Genomic DNA, 14,689 nt, shown 5'->3' with positions numbered 1-14,689 from the left:
GAAATACGAGGCCTCCGAGTCGCATGCCGGCACGCTACATGCGAAATGAAAGGCTGCCCACAAAGGTACGCCCGTTCTTGTAGAAGGCCGAGGGCCGATCGGGCGTGCCGCTATACTGCAGATAGGTCTCGTCGAGCAGGTTCTGCGCTTGAGCGGAGAGGGTGACGTTGTCGTTCAGCTTGAACGCGACCGAGGCATCGAGCTGGTTGTACGGCCCGACCATTTCCTGCGAGCCGAGGCGCCCGATCGTCCGGAAATAGGAAGAGCGATAACTGTAGCTCAGGCGCGCCTGGAACGGGCCCTTCTCGAAATAGGGAATGACGTTGACAGTGTGCTTCGAAAGATAAGGAAGGTTGAGGACCTCGGTCGTGTCGAGCGTCGTCGAGGTGCTGCTGTCCTGATACGCATAATTCGCCTGGAGCCCGAACCCGCCCCAGATTTCCGCTTGCCCGCTCACGAGCACGCCGTTCACCTTCGCCTCGCCGCCATTGACCGGCTGCGACACGCTGTAGCGGCTTTCGAGTTGCCCGGTCAGCGAGTTGAAGAGCGCGACGCCTTCACGGCGGGTGTTGACGATATAGTTGGAAATTTCGCGGCGATAGAGTTCGAGCGAAAGCAGCGCACCCGGCGCCGGATAATATTCCGCGGTGATCTCGTAATTGGTCGATTCATAGGGCTTAAGATTGGGATTGCCGCCCCCCGCATCATAGGTGACGTCGTTCTGCGTGATCGAAGCCGCCAAATCCTGATAGCGCGGACGGGAGATCACCTTCGCCACCGCGCCGCGGAAGATCAGTTTGGGGCTGGCCTCATAGACGATGTTGAGCGATGGCAGGAATTTCAGGTAATCGTTCGAAGTGCTGGTCGGCACCGGCTGCGGGTTGGGATTCGCCGGCGTCGGCAGCGACAGGGCATATTGCGACAGGTCCTCGGTATAGACGAGCCGTCCGCCGATATTGCCCCGCAGACCACCATGTTCGAAATCGAGCTGGGCGTAGCTCGCCACGATCGTCTCCTTCACTCGGGTCGAGGCGCCAACCTTCTCCACGAGCGGTGAATTGATCGCGTTGGCTAGGATGTCGATGACCGATTGCTCGGGCAGGTTCAGATATCGCGTCGCGTTGCCGCTACCTCCCGTTCCGCTGAAGACGCCCTCGGGAGTCGTGAGCGTTTCGACATTCAGCTGCGAACCGAGCAGCGATTGCTGGAGGTAGCTATTGACGCCGCGCGCATCGACGCGGTTGACATGGTCGGTGAACCGGCTGCCGATGCGCAGCTGAGTGAAGAAGCCGCCGACGGGAACAGTCGCGTCGAAGCCCACGAACACGTCAGTGTCGGTGGTGATGCTGTAATCCAGGCCGCCGATCTGCGCAGCGACGAGCGGCGTCCCATTGACGATCACCGGGCTGCCCTCGATCGTCGCAGGATTATTGTTCGGATTGGTGAAATAGTTGGCGGGACTGGTGAGGTCGCCGACGAAGTTCACGTCCGCCGAGGTCGGACTGATCGAATAGCTGAACGGCAGACGGGTCTGGACGTTGAAAAGATATTCGGGATTGCGTCCGCCGGTCGCCTTGCTCCAGCCGCCGACGAAGGACAGCTTGGCGCCGTCGTCGCCTTCCCACTCGGCGAGGAAGTTGAGGTTGTCGGTCTTGAGCTTGGTGTGGCGAACGAGCGTGTCGAGCTGCGCGCTCTGGCCGGTGGCAGCGCCGAAGCTGGCGTCGGTGACCACCCCGTTGGCAATCGTGGCGGACTGGAGCACGTCCCCCGTCCAGGCGCCGGGGATCGTGTACATCGACTGGCTGTAATTGTTGTAATTGCCCTCGATGTGCAGCCCGTTGAGGGTGAGGGTCAGGTCGCTCGTCGGCCGCAGCTGGATCGCGCCGGCGACGCTGGCGCGTTCGCGCTGCTGCTGGAAGTAGGCATAGTTGATCCCGAAGGGCGAGGCCGCTTGGTCCAGATCGGCGAGCGTGCCGCCGGTGATCACCGCATTTGGGTTTTTGAGTACGCGCTCGCCCGCGGCGTTCGTCGTCATAAAGGGGCTGCCGGAACCGTCTGCGTTGTCGTATCCGAAAAATTCGACGCCCGAGCGCACCAGGTTCTGCTTGTCGTAGGTGGCGGCGATCAGAACGCCGAAGGTCTCGGCGTCGTTCTTCCAGCTGTAGAGGCCGGAGCCGCGGATGCTCCCCTTTTCGGCACGATCATTGTACGAATAGCCGCCCGACGCGAAGATCGAATGCGCGTCCAGCTCGAGCGGCCGGCGCGTGCGAACGATCACGGTGCCGCCGAGGCTGCCCTCCTCGATCCGCGCTTCCGGCGACTTGTAGACCTCCAGCCGGTCGACCAACTCGGGCGCGAGCAGCGAATAATTGAAGGTGCGGCTGCTGGGATCATTGTCGTTCCCGCCCCAATCCGCGGAAGCGAGACCGTGTCCGTCCAGCAGCATACGGTTGAGCGCAGGATCGGTGCCCAGGATCGCGACCTTCTCGCCTTCACCAAACCGCCGATCGATGGACACGCCCGGAATGTGCGACAGCGATTCTGCGACGTTGCGGTCGGGGAACTTGCCGATGTCCTCGGCGGAGATCGCGTCCACGACGGCGTTCGCGTTGCGCTTAACCTCGATCGCCTCGCGAAGGCTTCCGGCATAGCCGGTGACGACCACTTCCTCCTCGCCGGCTCCGGATTGGGTCGCGGCTTCGCTCTGCGGTGCCGGGCTGGGCGCCACAGGAGCTTCCTGGGCCTGGGCAGCAGCAGCGAAGCCGGTGAAAGCCGAGCACAAAAAGACCGTCCGTCGCAAACGCATCATAGCATCCCCATTCATTAGCGGAGCCTGAGGCACCGCTGGACATCGAATTTCTGCGCTGACGATCGCGCGACGGCTTTGCCCGCTCTGTTGGGATCGCGGGGCGAAGCGATCAAGGCGTACCAATTGATAAGACCAATTCATATCATTTGTTTGACGGTTTTGTTTCGATGTGTCGCATGAAAGAGGGCAACTGTCGCATATGGCTAGCTTCAAGGCCGGGGGGCGAACGAACACGCGGTTGTCCCTTGGACGGTAAAAGGTACTATCTGAGGGCGAACGGCATCATGCCGCGCCTCCCTCTCTCCAACGAGGCAGCTGAAGCGAGCGGAGGATTTTTGAGCGAGCAAGCCGCGCTTGGGAAAGCGCGCGGGATTGAACGCCTATTGGGTACAGACCCTAGATGTCGCTGAGCTCGGCGACGAAATCATAGGCGTCGCCACGATAGTAGGAGCGGGTGACCTCAGCCGGGCGACCATCGCGCAGAAAGGCGCGCCGCTCGATCAGCAGGCCGGCATGGCCGGGATCGACGCCAAGCATCCGGGCATGTTCGCCTCCGAAGGGCACCGCCCGGAGCCGCTGCAGCGCGCGCACCGGCCGATTACCGACCCTTTCGAGTGCGGTGTATAACGAGTCTTGGACGACATCGACTGACTCGAGGCAATAACCCGCGATCGTCGAGAACTCGAGCGCCATTGGCTCGTCATCGGCATAGCGGATGCGTGCAAAGCGCAGCACGGGCGCCCCGGGGGAGAGCCCCAGCATCATTGCTTCTTCCGGGTTCACCTTGCCCGGTGCGCGCGAGATCCAGCTACTGCTTGCCTTGCGGCCGCGCGCCGCCATGTCCTCAGTGAACGACGAGAGCTTGGAGAAGCTCTTCTCGACGCGACCGACGACAAAGGTGCCGGCGCCGCGGCGGCGCGTCAGCAGGCCTTCCTCGACTAGGCCGACGATCGCCTTGCGCACTGTGATGCGTGCCACATCATATTCGCTGGCGAGATCGCGTTCGGGAGGAATCGCGTCACCAGGGGTCAAGATATTGGAGCTGATCGCATCGCGGATGAGCTGTTGAAGCTGAAGATAAAGCGGGGACCGATTGTCCGCGCGAAAACGCCCAATCTGATCCGAAAAAGCCATCAATCCTCCCCTGTGGCCGCCCTTGCGGCAATTGCCCCGGGTAGCGTGACGCTATCGCAACACGTCCGATCAGGCAATGGCGTGGTATGGATTCAAATTGGTATTTTGATCAACTCCCGTGAAATTGGCCGCGGTTCCGCTGCGCCCGTCTGACCGGCTGTCTGGGAGCACGCCTATTGTGCCACAGGACTTATATTGGTTACATCCAGGGGGATCAGCTTCCTCCAGACGCGGAGCGGGAGAACAGGCGATGCAGGTTATCGGGGTGCGTCGGGCATGTCATCTCGGTTGGGCGACTTTGCTGTGGAGCTCCGCGGTACTGGCGCAATCGGCTGATCCGATCGCGCTAACGCCGATTCCCCAATCGATCGTGCGAGGGCCGGGTAGCATCACGATACGGGACGATGCGGCAATCGGCGTGACATCGGGCGACGCCGGCGTTGCGGCTGCGGCGCGCCTGTTGGCAGCGCATGTGAAGATCGAGCGCGGGCTTAGGTTGGTGCCGCGCGAGGGCGATGGCGCGATCACGTTCGTCCGTGACGCATCTGTGCGCGGGGAGGAGGCCTATCGCCTCCTAGTGAACACCCAGGGCATCCGCGTCAGTGCTTCGGGCGACCGCGGCCTGATTTATGGCGCTATGACGATCGCGCAGCTTCTGAGCCCCGACCGCGCCTTCGGCAAGCCGGTGAAAGTCCCTGCAATGACCATCGAGGATATGCCGCGCTTCGCCTGGCGCGGGCTGATGGTCGACGTAGCGCGTCATTATCAGCCCATCGAATCGATCTTCGCGGTGGTCGATCAGATGGCGTCGGTGAAGCTCAACACCCTTCATCTGCACCTGACTGATGACCAGGGCTGGCGCTTCGAGGTGAAACGCTATCCGAAGCTCACGCAAATAGGTGCGTGGCGAACGCCGCCGTCGATGGGCGGCGCGCCCGGCGCCAAGGTGGGCGGCTTCTACACCCAGGAGCAGCTCCGCGCGCTTGTCGCCTATGCCTCCGAGCGGGGCGTCGCGATCGTTCCCGAAATCGATCTGCCCGGCCACGCTCAGGCGCTTGTCGCCGCCTATCCCGAATTCGGCGTGTTCGGCGACCGGCCCGAAGTATCGCACGACTGGGGGGTCAATCCCTATCTGCTCAATCCCGGGCCCAGGGGCGTTGCCTTCGTAAAGGAGGTGCTTGACGAGCTGATTGCGGTGTTTCCGGGCACTTACATCCATCTGGGAGGCGACGAGGCGATCAAGGACCAGTGGCAGCGTTCGCCGGAGGTGCAGGCGCAAATCAAGGCGCTGGGTCTCAAGGATGAGGACGCGTTACAGAGCTGGCTGATCGACGAGTTCGGCACCTATCTGGCGGCCAAAGGCCGACGGCTGATCGGCTGGGACGAGATCCTCGAGGGCGGACTGCCTCCCTCCGCCTCGGTGATGTCGTGGCGCGGCGAGAAGGGGGCCGTCGAAGCGGCCAACCAGAACCATGACGTCGTGTTGAGCCCCGCACCGACGCTGTACCTCGACAGCCTCCAGAGCGACCTCGCCGACGAGCCGCCAGGACGAATGTCGATCCAGACGCTCGCCGACGTCTACAAATATGAGCCGATGCCCCCCGGTATCGAGGCCGAGAAGGCCAAGCATGTGCTCGGTGCGCAGGCAAATGCCTGGAGCGAATATCTCGTCACGCCCTACCAGGTGCAGCATATGATTTTTCCGCGCGCCGCCGCGCTCGCCGAGATCACCTGGTCGGCGAAGGAGAAGCGCGACTTCGCAAGTTTCCTTGCTCGGCTCGATCCGCAGATCCAGCGCTGGCGGCGCTCGGGAATGGAAGTGGCGGACAGCGCCTTTGCCGTGGGCTTCCATCTTGAGGGGGCGCGCGGCGACGCGTTGCGCGCGGACCTAGTACGCGTCGCGCTTGCCACCCAGGCGCCCTACGGCACGATCCGATATACGCTCGACGGCAGGATCCCCACTGCCAAATCACCCGCATATAAAGCGCCGCTCGAATTGAAGCCCGGAGTGACGATCCGCGCCGCCGCGTTCGATCGGGCGGGCAACGCCACTGCCCGGCCGCGAAGCTTCGACACCCGCCGGAACGCGCTACTCACTCGCACCAGCTCGGAGCTGGCCGCCTGTCCACGCGGTGCCTTCGGTCTGCGAGTGCCGCTGACCTCGGAGGCGACCGAGAACGCCCCGGCGTTCAACGTCAACCCGTTCGATACGTGCAGCGCCTATCCGTCCGCGCCGCTCGACGTGGCGCGGAGCTTCACCGTCGACGTCGCACGACTGCCGCGGCACTATGGCCTGGCGCACGAGGCCAAGGCATTGCGCGAGCACTACAGCGTGACGGCGCATGGCGAGCTGATGGTCGTCGCACGCTGCATTTCCGCCGCGAAGGACAAGAAGGTCGAGCCGATCGTCGTCGCGACTTTTCCGCTGCCCGATCCGGCGACCGCGCCGACGCGGTTCAGCTTCTCGGGCGCGCTTCCCAAGCTGCCAGGCGACGAGGATCTCTGCTTCCAGTTCACTTCGCCGCTGTCGGATCCCTATTATGCGGTCGAGCGGGCGGTGTTGCAGGAAGCCTCGAAATGAAGAGGTTCGGTCGCTCCGCTGGCTGCGCCCGCGGGCGACATCGCCACCCAGGTGGCGGCGTGCGAGACGGCGCCCACTCGAATGCCTCGGCCGGCTGGCATGCAGGCACGCTCCGTTCATAGGATTCCAACGATGATCCCCCTTATCCTGCTTGCTGCCGCCGAACCCGATCCGGACGCCGTGGCCAGGGCGATCGCGACGATGACTGTCGAGGAAAAGGCAGCGCAGCTCCAGAGCACCGCGCCTGCGGACCACGAAGCCGGCATCCCGGCCTATGACTGGTGGAGCGAGGGGTTGCACGGGTTGGCGCGCAACGGCCATGCGACTGTCTTCCCCCAGGCGATCGGGCTGGCGGCGACCTGGGACACCACCCTGATGCGGCGCGTCGGCGACGTGGTGGCTACCGAAGCACGGGCCAAGTTCAACGCGCGTCCAATTGGCGCCGACCGGCGGATTTACGAGGGGCTGACGATCTGGTCGCCCAACATCAACATCTTCCGCGATCCGCGCTGGGGCAGGGGGCAGGAGACTTATGGCGAGGACCCGTATCTGACGGGGCATCTCGGCGTCGCCTTCATCCAGGGGCTGCAGGGTCCCGACCCGGCGCACCCCAAGGTGATCGCCACCCCCAAGCATCTCGCGGTGCACAGCGGCCCCGAGGGTGGGCGGGACGGCTTCGACGTCGACCCGAGTCCGCAAGATCTGGAATCGACTTATCTGCCCGCGTTCCGCCTCGCCGTGACCGAGGGCAAGGCGCGCTCGGTGATGTGCGCGTATAATTCGATCCATGGTGTGCCGGTCTGCGCGTTGCCCTCGCTGATGATCGATCGGCTGCGCGGAAATTGGGGTTTTCGTGGGTTTACCGTCTCGGATTGCGATGCCGTCGCCAACATCCATCTGTTCCACCATTACCGGCTGGACGGCGCGGCGGCGGCGGCGGCGGCGCTCAAGGGCGGCAACGACCTCAATTGCGGTTCGGCTTATGCCACTTTGCCTCAAGCGGTGAAGCGCGGGCTGGTGAGCGAGGCGGAGATAGACACTGCGCTGACCCGTGCGCTTTCGGCCCGGCAGGCGCTCGGCACCTTGTTCGGCGCGGAAAGCCCGTGGAACCGGATCGCGCCGAGCGAAGTCGGCACGCCCGCGCATCGCGCGCTGGCGCTCGAGGCGGCGCGCAAGGCGATCGTGCTGCTCAAGAACGATGCCGACCGGCTTCCGCTCGCCAAGGATAGCCGCATCGCGGTGATCGGCGCCGATGCCGATGACCTCAACATACTCGAAGCCAATTATCACGGTACCGCCGTCGATCCCGTGACCCCGCTGGAGGGCATCCGCCGCCAATTCGGCGCGGCCAATGTGCGCTATGCGCAGGGGTCGGTACTGGCCGATGGTGCGCCAGTGGTAGTGCCCGAGACCGCGTTCGCGGCAGAGGGCAAGCCGGGGCTGAAGGCGGAGTATTTCGCGGGCCCCATTGTGACCGGTGCGCCTGTGGCCGTGCGGCAGGATCGTCGGATCGATTTCAACTATACCCGCGCCGCGCCCCTGCCCGAGCTCGACGCCAAGGGCTTCGCTGTCCGCTGGGCCGGCGAGCTCGTGCCGCCCGGCCCGGGCGGCTACACGCTGGCGATCGACATTCCGGCCTGCTGGAAGGATTGCACCAAGCACGATGCCATACGGCTGTGGATCGACGGCAAGCCGCTCCATCAGGGCCCGCTCGGCAAGGCGCGAGTCGAGGTCCCGCTCGCCAGCGATGGGCGGCGTCACGATTTCCGCCTTGAGCTCGACCACTACGGCGAGGACGAAGGCATCAGGCTGCTCTGGCTTCCTCCGGCCGAGCCACTGCTCAAACAGGCAGTAGCGGTAGCGCGCGATTCGGACGTGGTAGTCGCCGTGCTTGGCCTATCGCCGGATCTCGAGGGCGAGGCACTGCAGGTGAGCGTGCCCGGCTTCGTCGGAGGTGACCGGACCGACATCGCATTGCCGCTGGCGCAACAGCGGCTGCTCCAGGCGCTGCGCGACACCGGCAAGCCGGTGGTGCTGGTGCTGACCAGCGGGAGCGCGGTGGCAGTCGATCCGGCGATGGCCGATGCGATCCTCACCGCCTGGTATCCAGGCGAGGCGGGCGGCACCGCGATCGCCGAGACGCTGGCGGGGCTCAACAACCCGTCAGGGCGCCTGCCGGTCACTTTCTACAAGGCCACGTCAGACCTGCCTGCTTTCGTCGATTACGGAATGAAGGAACGCACCTATCGCTTCTTCACCGGCACCCCGCTCTGGGGTTTCGGCCACGGGCTGAGCTATACCAGTTTCGCTTATGGCGGGCTGGAGGCGAAGGGCGCGAGCACCGCGGTGCCGGTCGAGGTGCGCGTGACGGTGCGCAACAGCGGCGCGCGGGCGGGCGAGGAAGTCGTACAGGCCTATCTGTTGCCCCCAGCGGCGAAGGGCGGCGTGACGCTGACTACACCGGTGCTCCAGCGCCAGCTGGTCGGCTTCCGCCGTGTGGCGCTCGCTCCGGGCAAGACGCAGACGCTGCGCTTCACGCTCGATCCGCGCAGCATCAGTACCGTCGCTCGCGATGGCACGCGCCGCGTGGTGCCCGGCGCCTATCGGCTCTGGGTAGGCGGCGGTCAGCCCGGCGCCGCAACCGGCCAATGGGCCGACTTCACGCTGGGCGGAGACGCGCTCGAACTGCCGAAATAGCGAACCGGCCGAAACCCGATACCGGAGAGGATCCGCATGACCGAGCTTTCCCGTCGCAGCCTGATCGCCACCAGCCTGGCGGTGAGCACGGTTCCCGCGATCCCGGCTTTGGCACGTACGGGCGCGGCGCCAAAGCCTTATGGCGCCGTTCCGAGCCCTCGGCAGTGGCGGTGGCACGGCCGCGAGCAATACGCCTTCGTCCATTTTTCGATCAACACCTTCACCGACAAGGAATGGGGCTTTGGCGACGAAGACCCCAAGCTGTTCGACCCCAGCGATTTCGACGCCGACCAGATCGTCGCCGCCGCCAAGGCAGGCGGACTCGAAGGGCTGATCCTCACTGCCAAGCACCATGACGGCTTCTGCCTGTGGCCGACCACGCGCACCGAGCATTGCATCCGCAACAGCCCCTACAAGGACGGCAAGGGCGATATCGTGCGCGAGATGGCGGATGCCTGCCGCCGCGCGAAGATGCCTTTCGGCGTCTATCTGTCGCCCTGGGACCGCAACCATCCCGAATATGGCCGCCCGGCCTATGTCGAATATTTCCGCGCCCAGCTGACCGAATTGTGCACGCGCTACGGCGAATTGTTCGAGGTGTGGTTCGATGGCGCCAATGGCGGCGACGGCTATTATGGCGGCGCGCGCGAGGCGCGGAAGATCGATGCGCCGCGTTACTATGACTGGCCGTCGATCGTCGCGTTGGTCCACAGGCTCCAGCCGAATGCCTGCACCTTCGATCCGCTGGGCGCCGATATCCGCTGGGTGGGCAATGAGGACGGCATCGCGGGGGACCCGTGCTGGCCGACCATGCCGAACAAGCCCTATGACCAGAAAGAAGGCAATTCCGGCGTGCGCGGCGGCGCGATCTGGTGGCCCGCGGAGACCGACGTGTCGATCCGGCCGGGCTGGTTCTACCACGCCGACGAGGATTCGAAGGTGAAGGGCCCCGAGCGGCTGATCCGGCTGTACGACGAGTCGGTGGGGCGGGGGACCAACCTCAATCTCAACATTCCCCCCGATCGCCGGGGCCGGATCCCCGATCAGGACGTCAAGATCCTCAAGTCCTTCGGCGACGCGATCCGTGCGACCTTCGCGCGCGATCTCGCGCAGGGTGCAGTCGCGCATGCCAGCCACAGCCGCGGCCCGGGCTTCGAGCCGGCGCGCGTGCTCGACGGCAACCGCGAGAGCTATTGGGCGGCTCCCGACGGCGTGACCAGTCCGACGCTGACGCTCGACCTGAAGCCGGGCACGCACTTCGATGTGATCCGTCTGCGCGAATATCTGCCGCTGGGAGTCCGCGTGACGCGCTTTGCAGTGGACGCGGAGTTCGACGGGGGTTGGCGGACGCTGGGCGAGCATGAGTGTATTTCCGCCCAGCGCGTCATCCGGCTCGACGTGCCGATCGCACCACGGCGCGTCCGGCTGCGTGTGGTGGAGGCACCGGTCTGCCCCGCGATCGGCGAATTCGCGTTGTTCCGGGCAGTCGCGCCGGTGCCGGTGCCGGCGATCGTGTCGACTGATCCCAGCGTTCTCGACGTGACCAGATGGACGATCGTGTCGGCCAGCGCGTCCGGCGCGGAAAAGCTGCTCGACAACGAGGCGGCGAGCATCTGGATCCAGCCAAGCCCGACGCCCGGAACACCGGCCCGCGTGACCGTCGATCTGGGCGCGGATACGCTTCTGGCGGGGTTCAGCCTCACACCCCCTCGCCAGGTGATGACGGGTGCGGCACCGCCCAAAGGTTATATCGCCGAAACGAGCCGGGACGGCACCAATTGGGAACCTGGCGCCAGCGGCGAGTTCTCGAATATCGCCTATGCCTTGTCCACGCAGCGGATCGCCTTTGCGAAGATTCGATCCGCGCGCTTCCTGCGATTGACCTTTTCCGAACCGGCGGTGCCGGCCGCGCGGCTTGCGATAGCCGGCATAGGCGGGTTCATCGCCCCGCGTTGATTCGCTGCGAACGTCGTTTTGAGGGCCTTGAGATTACAAACCGGCGCGTCGCTGCGCGGGTTCGATCCGCCGCGCCCAGATATCTGTTTGGTATGCTTGTTCCTCGGAAAGGATAGCACCAAAGTGATTTTTGGTATTGAAGTGCCATTTCATATATGACAACTTCATTGCGTTGCCGGTGCGTGCGTACGACGATGCCGGTTGCACCCGGGGCGGTTGAAGAGCGCGCCTGAGTATCAGGGCCGTGCCAATGAAGGCACCTCGTCGCGGCGAAAGGCTCAAGGCTGGGGAAAGCCGCGGTGACCGCGGCATTGGCCTGCGCCGGCGCAAGGCGAATGCCAGCCCGATACGTTCGAATTCGGCTGCAAATGGCCGAAACAGGGACTTCGTACCCTGCGGTTGGTGCCGAAAACGGCGTGCCGCGAGGAAGCGACGCACATCGACAACGGATCAATAAAAAGGGGTCACCGGATGTCACGCTTGAATCGATTGCTGCTGAGCACGACCTGTTTTGCCGGCATGTTCGCTGTGCCCGCGATGGCGCAGGAAACCGACACCCCGACCAGCGCCACGACTGCACAGGACGAGGGCGCCGGCGAGACCGAAAGCGGTGACATCATCGTCACCGGCAGCCGCATCACCCGTCCGAACATGACGGCCGCGGCTCCGATCACCTCGGTCACTTCCGAATCGATTCGCGCCCAGGCGGCAGTGAACGTCGAGGAAGTGCTAAACCGCGTTCCGCAGATCGCGCCCGACAGCCAGCAGAATTATCAGGATTCGGACGGCCGACAGCGCATCAAGCTGCGCAATCTCGGTTTCGAGCGCACGCTGATCCTGATCGACGGCAAGCGCATCGGCACGATGAACGGCAGCGATGTCAACATGATCCCGACCTCGCTGATCCAGCGCGTCGACGTACTGACCGGCGGCGCCTCGGCCGTATATGGTTCGGACGCGGTCGCCGGCGTTGTCAACTTCATCATGAACAACGATTTTCGGGGCGTTCAGCTCAACGCGAACTACAATTTCTATGCCCATGAGAACCAGCCGGGTCTCGTTTCGCAGATCGCGCGTCAATACAGCTTCCCGCAACCCAGCCAGGGTTCGGCAACCGACGGCGGTCGCATCGATCTGTCGCTGACCGCAGGCACCAGGCTGTTTGACGAGCGCTTCCGCGTTTCCGGCTATGTCAATTATCGCCGGGGCGAGCTCGTGCCCTATTCGGCGCGTGAAACCTCGGGCTGTCAGCTGGTCGAGAGCGTCAAGGACGGCCCGCTGAGCTGCTCGGTCTCGACCTATACCTACGACGGATATGTGTCGCCCCGTACCGGCGCCAACAACGGCAACCAATATGTGAACAATCCGGACGGAAGCCGCAGCTTCATTCCCTATTCGGACGCTGTCGCAGCTAACCCGTACACCGACTATTCCTTCCAGCGGAAGAACGAGCGCTGGAACGCCGGCGGTTTCGCGTCGTTCGAGATCTCGGACGCGGCGGAACTTTATGCCAGCGGCATGTGGTTCCGCGACAAATCGGCCAACGGCTTCCCCGCGCGGCTCTATAGCTATACCGCCCTTGGTTCGACGCCCTATCAGGTGAACTGCAACAACCCGTTCCTGTCCGCTTCGCAGGCGCAGGTGATCTGCGGCGCGCAGGCAGGGACCGGCGCAATGGTGCCGATCGAGCTGCGCTATCGCTTTACGGGCGTGCCGGACCTCGAGGACCGCTATCTGAACGAGGGGCTGCGCATCACCGGCGGCGTCCGCGGTGATTTCGCCGAGGGCTGGAGCTACGATGTCGGCGGCGTCTATGCGCGCAACAAGCAGGAATGGAGCTGGTCGTTTCCGTCCATCGATCTCGTCAACAATGCGCTGAACGTCGTCAGCGTGGGCGGCGTGCCGGCCTGCGCCTCGGGCGCAGCCGATGGCTGCCTTCCGCTCGATCCGTTCAGCTCGCGCTCGCCCGTCAACAATAGGGCAGTGTTCGATTATCTGACGCGCGACAGCTACGGCACCCAGACCACCATCAACAAGCTCTACAACGTCATCGCGACGGTGCAGGGCGACCTGGGCACCTATGGTATCAAAAGCCCATGGGCGGAGCAGGGCGTGGCGATCGCCTTCGGTGCGGAATTCCGCGAAGACCAGCTCGAGGGCTTTGCCGACCAGCTCTGGCGCGAAAATATGGGCGGAACCGACCAGAGCCTTTCGCAGCACGCCTGGGAAGGCAATGTCGAGCTCCAGGTCCCGATCGCGGAGCACAAGCCGTTCGCGGACCTGCTGCAGTTCAACGGCGCCTTTCGCCTTTCGAAGTATAGCAGCAATCCGAACACCTTCTCGACCTGGAAGGCGGAAGCGCTATGGGCTCCGATCCCGGACATCACCTTCCGCGCTTCGATAAACCGCGCCCAGCGTGCTCCGACCGTGGTCGAGGCGTATCAGGGCAGCAACATCAGCTACGATCGCATTACGACGGCCTATAACGACATCTGCGCGCCGACCCGGCTCGGGACCACGACCGACCCCAACACGGGCCAGCAGGTTCCGGTCTATGGTGCTCCCCAGGCATCGCAAGCTGTGTGCGCCGCTACGGGGCTGGCCGACAACCTCTACGGCAGCCCCACGCTTCTCTGCCCCACCGACGTCGGCTGCACGGTGCGCCGCGGCGGCTTCACCGTCGATCCGGAAACGGCTTATACCAAGACCTTCGGTATCGTGCTGCGGCCGCAGTTCCTGCCGGGCCTGACGGTGTCGGTCGACCGCTTCATGATCGATCTGAACGATTCGATCGGCTATAACGATTACGACTATTTCTCGAACGGGTGCCTCGCCGCCGGCAACGAGTTCTTCTGCAGTATGTTCGTGCGCAATGCCGATGGCACGCTCTACAGCGCGCCGGCCGGCAATCCGGCCACCGGCTATCTCCGGGGCGGCACGACCAACTACTACAAGAGCAAGTCGCACGGCTGGGATTTCCAGGGCCAGTATGCGCTTCCGCTGGGCGGCGCGGGCCGGCTCGACTTCGACTTCATGGGCTCGCTGACCACCCTGGCGGGCGGCCAGGATTCGCCGATCCTGCTGAAGTACAACTGCGCCGGCTATTATGGCGGCGGCTGCGGCCAGCTGATTCCGAAATGGACCCATGCGCTCCGCACCACCTATACCACTGCCGACCAGTTCTTCAGCGCCTCGGTGAACTGGCGCCACTTGGGGCCGCTCACCAACGTGACGAATTCGGGCGATCCGGCGCTTGGCTGGACCGAGGCAGGTGAGCGGGCGACCTTCTACCGGATCGACCCCTACGACTATATCGACCTGGCGCTCAGCTTCCGCGTCAACAAGGCCTATTCGTTCCGGATCTCGGCGAACAACCTGTTCGACAAGACGCCGCCGATCCTGCCGAATTCGTACAATTACGGTCTGTCGCGCAGCAACACGCTCTCCGCGCGGTATGATTCGCTCGGCCGCCAGATCGCCCTGGGAGCAACGATCAACTTCTAGGCTTCCCG

The 14,689-nt window shown here is 64.2% G+C and carries 7 protein-coding genes; 5 read left to right on the top strand and 2 right to left on the bottom strand.

Features of this window, described 5'->3' with window-relative positions; all coding sequences use genetic code 11:
* Positions 1 to 34: 34 nt before the first annotated feature.
* Positions 35 to 2,728, bottom strand: coding sequence for a TonB-dependent receptor (locus ACMGDH_RS09685; RefSeq protein ID WP_436827736.1), 2,694 nt, complete (start codon positions 2,726 to 2,728; stop codon positions 35 to 37).
* Between the two features lie 477 nt (positions 2,729 to 3,205).
* The gene (locus ACMGDH_RS09680) at positions 3,206 to 3,943 is read right to left on the bottom strand and encodes a GntR family transcriptional regulator (RefSeq protein ID WP_436827735.1); all 738 of its coding nucleotides are present in this window, start codon (positions 3,941 to 3,943) and stop codon (positions 3,206 to 3,208) included.
* Between ACMGDH_RS09680 and ACMGDH_RS09675 the strand changes: the two genes are divergently transcribed.
* The 5 genes from ACMGDH_RS09675 to ACMGDH_RS09655 all read left to right on the top strand — a co-directional run bounded on the left by ACMGDH_RS09675 (position 3,875) and on the right by ACMGDH_RS09655 (position 14,681).
* On the top strand, positions 3,875 to 4,096 hold the full coding sequence (locus tag ACMGDH_RS09675) for a hypothetical protein (RefSeq protein WP_436828253.1): 222 nt from the start codon (positions 3,875 to 3,877) through the stop codon (positions 4,094 to 4,096). The two genes, ACMGDH_RS09680 and ACMGDH_RS09675, sit on opposite strands and share 69 nt — an antisense overlap.
* Before the next feature lie 97 nt (positions 4,097 to 4,193).
* Entirely contained in the window at positions 4,194 to 6,524 is a 2,331-nt protein-coding gene (locus ACMGDH_RS09670; RefSeq protein WP_436827734.1) for a beta-N-acetylhexosaminidase, read from the top strand.
* Positions 6,525 to 6,656: 132 nt separating this feature from the next.
* Positions 6,657 to 9,221, top strand: a complete 2,565-nt coding sequence (locus ACMGDH_RS09665) for a glycoside hydrolase family 3 C-terminal domain-containing protein (protein ID WP_436827733.1) — start codon at positions 6,657 to 6,659, stop codon at positions 9,219 to 9,221.
* A 36-nt stretch (positions 9,222 to 9,257) separates the two neighbouring features.
* On the top strand, positions 9,258 to 11,177 hold the full coding sequence (locus tag ACMGDH_RS09660; protein WP_436827732.1) for an alpha-L-fucosidase: 1,920 nt from the start codon (positions 9,258 to 9,260) through the stop codon (positions 11,175 to 11,177).
* 471 nt (positions 11,178 to 11,648) lie between these two features.
* Positions 11,649 to 14,681 (top strand): TonB-dependent receptor domain-containing protein, encoded by a 3,033-nt coding sequence (locus tag ACMGDH_RS09655; RefSeq protein WP_436827731.1) that lies wholly within the window; start codon positions 11,649 to 11,651, stop codon positions 14,679 to 14,681.
* The last annotated feature ends 8 nt before the right edge of the window (positions 14,682 to 14,689 follow it).

The organism is Sphingomonas radicis (assembly GCF_051400635.1).
Classification (GTDB): Bacteria; Pseudomonadota; Alphaproteobacteria; order Sphingomonadales; family Sphingomonadaceae; genus Sphingomonas.
Note: the sequence above shows the minus strand (reverse complement) of the source record. Positions and strands in the feature narration are given on the sequence as shown.

Excerpts from the sequence above, each read along its gene's own strand:
- ACMGDH_RS09670 (WP_436827734.1), top strand. The coding sequence starts at position 4,194 with ATGCAGGTTATCGGGGTGCGTCGGGCATGTCATCTCGGTTGGGCGACT.
- ACMGDH_RS09655 (WP_436827731.1), top strand. The coding sequence starts at position 11,649 with ATGTCACGCTTGAATCGATTGCTGCTGAGCACGACCTGTTTTGCCGGC.
- ACMGDH_RS09665 (WP_436827733.1), top strand. The coding sequence starts at position 6,657 with ATGATCCCCCTTATCCTGCTTGCTGCCGCCGAACCCGATCCGGACGCC.
- ACMGDH_RS09660 (WP_436827732.1), top strand. The coding sequence starts at position 9,258 with ATGACCGAGCTTTCCCGTCGCAGCCTGATCGCCACCAGCCTGGCGGTG.
- ACMGDH_RS09680 (WP_436827735.1), bottom strand. The coding sequence starts at position 3,943 with ATGGCTTTTTCGGATCAGATTGGGCGTTTTCGCGCGGACAATCGGTCC.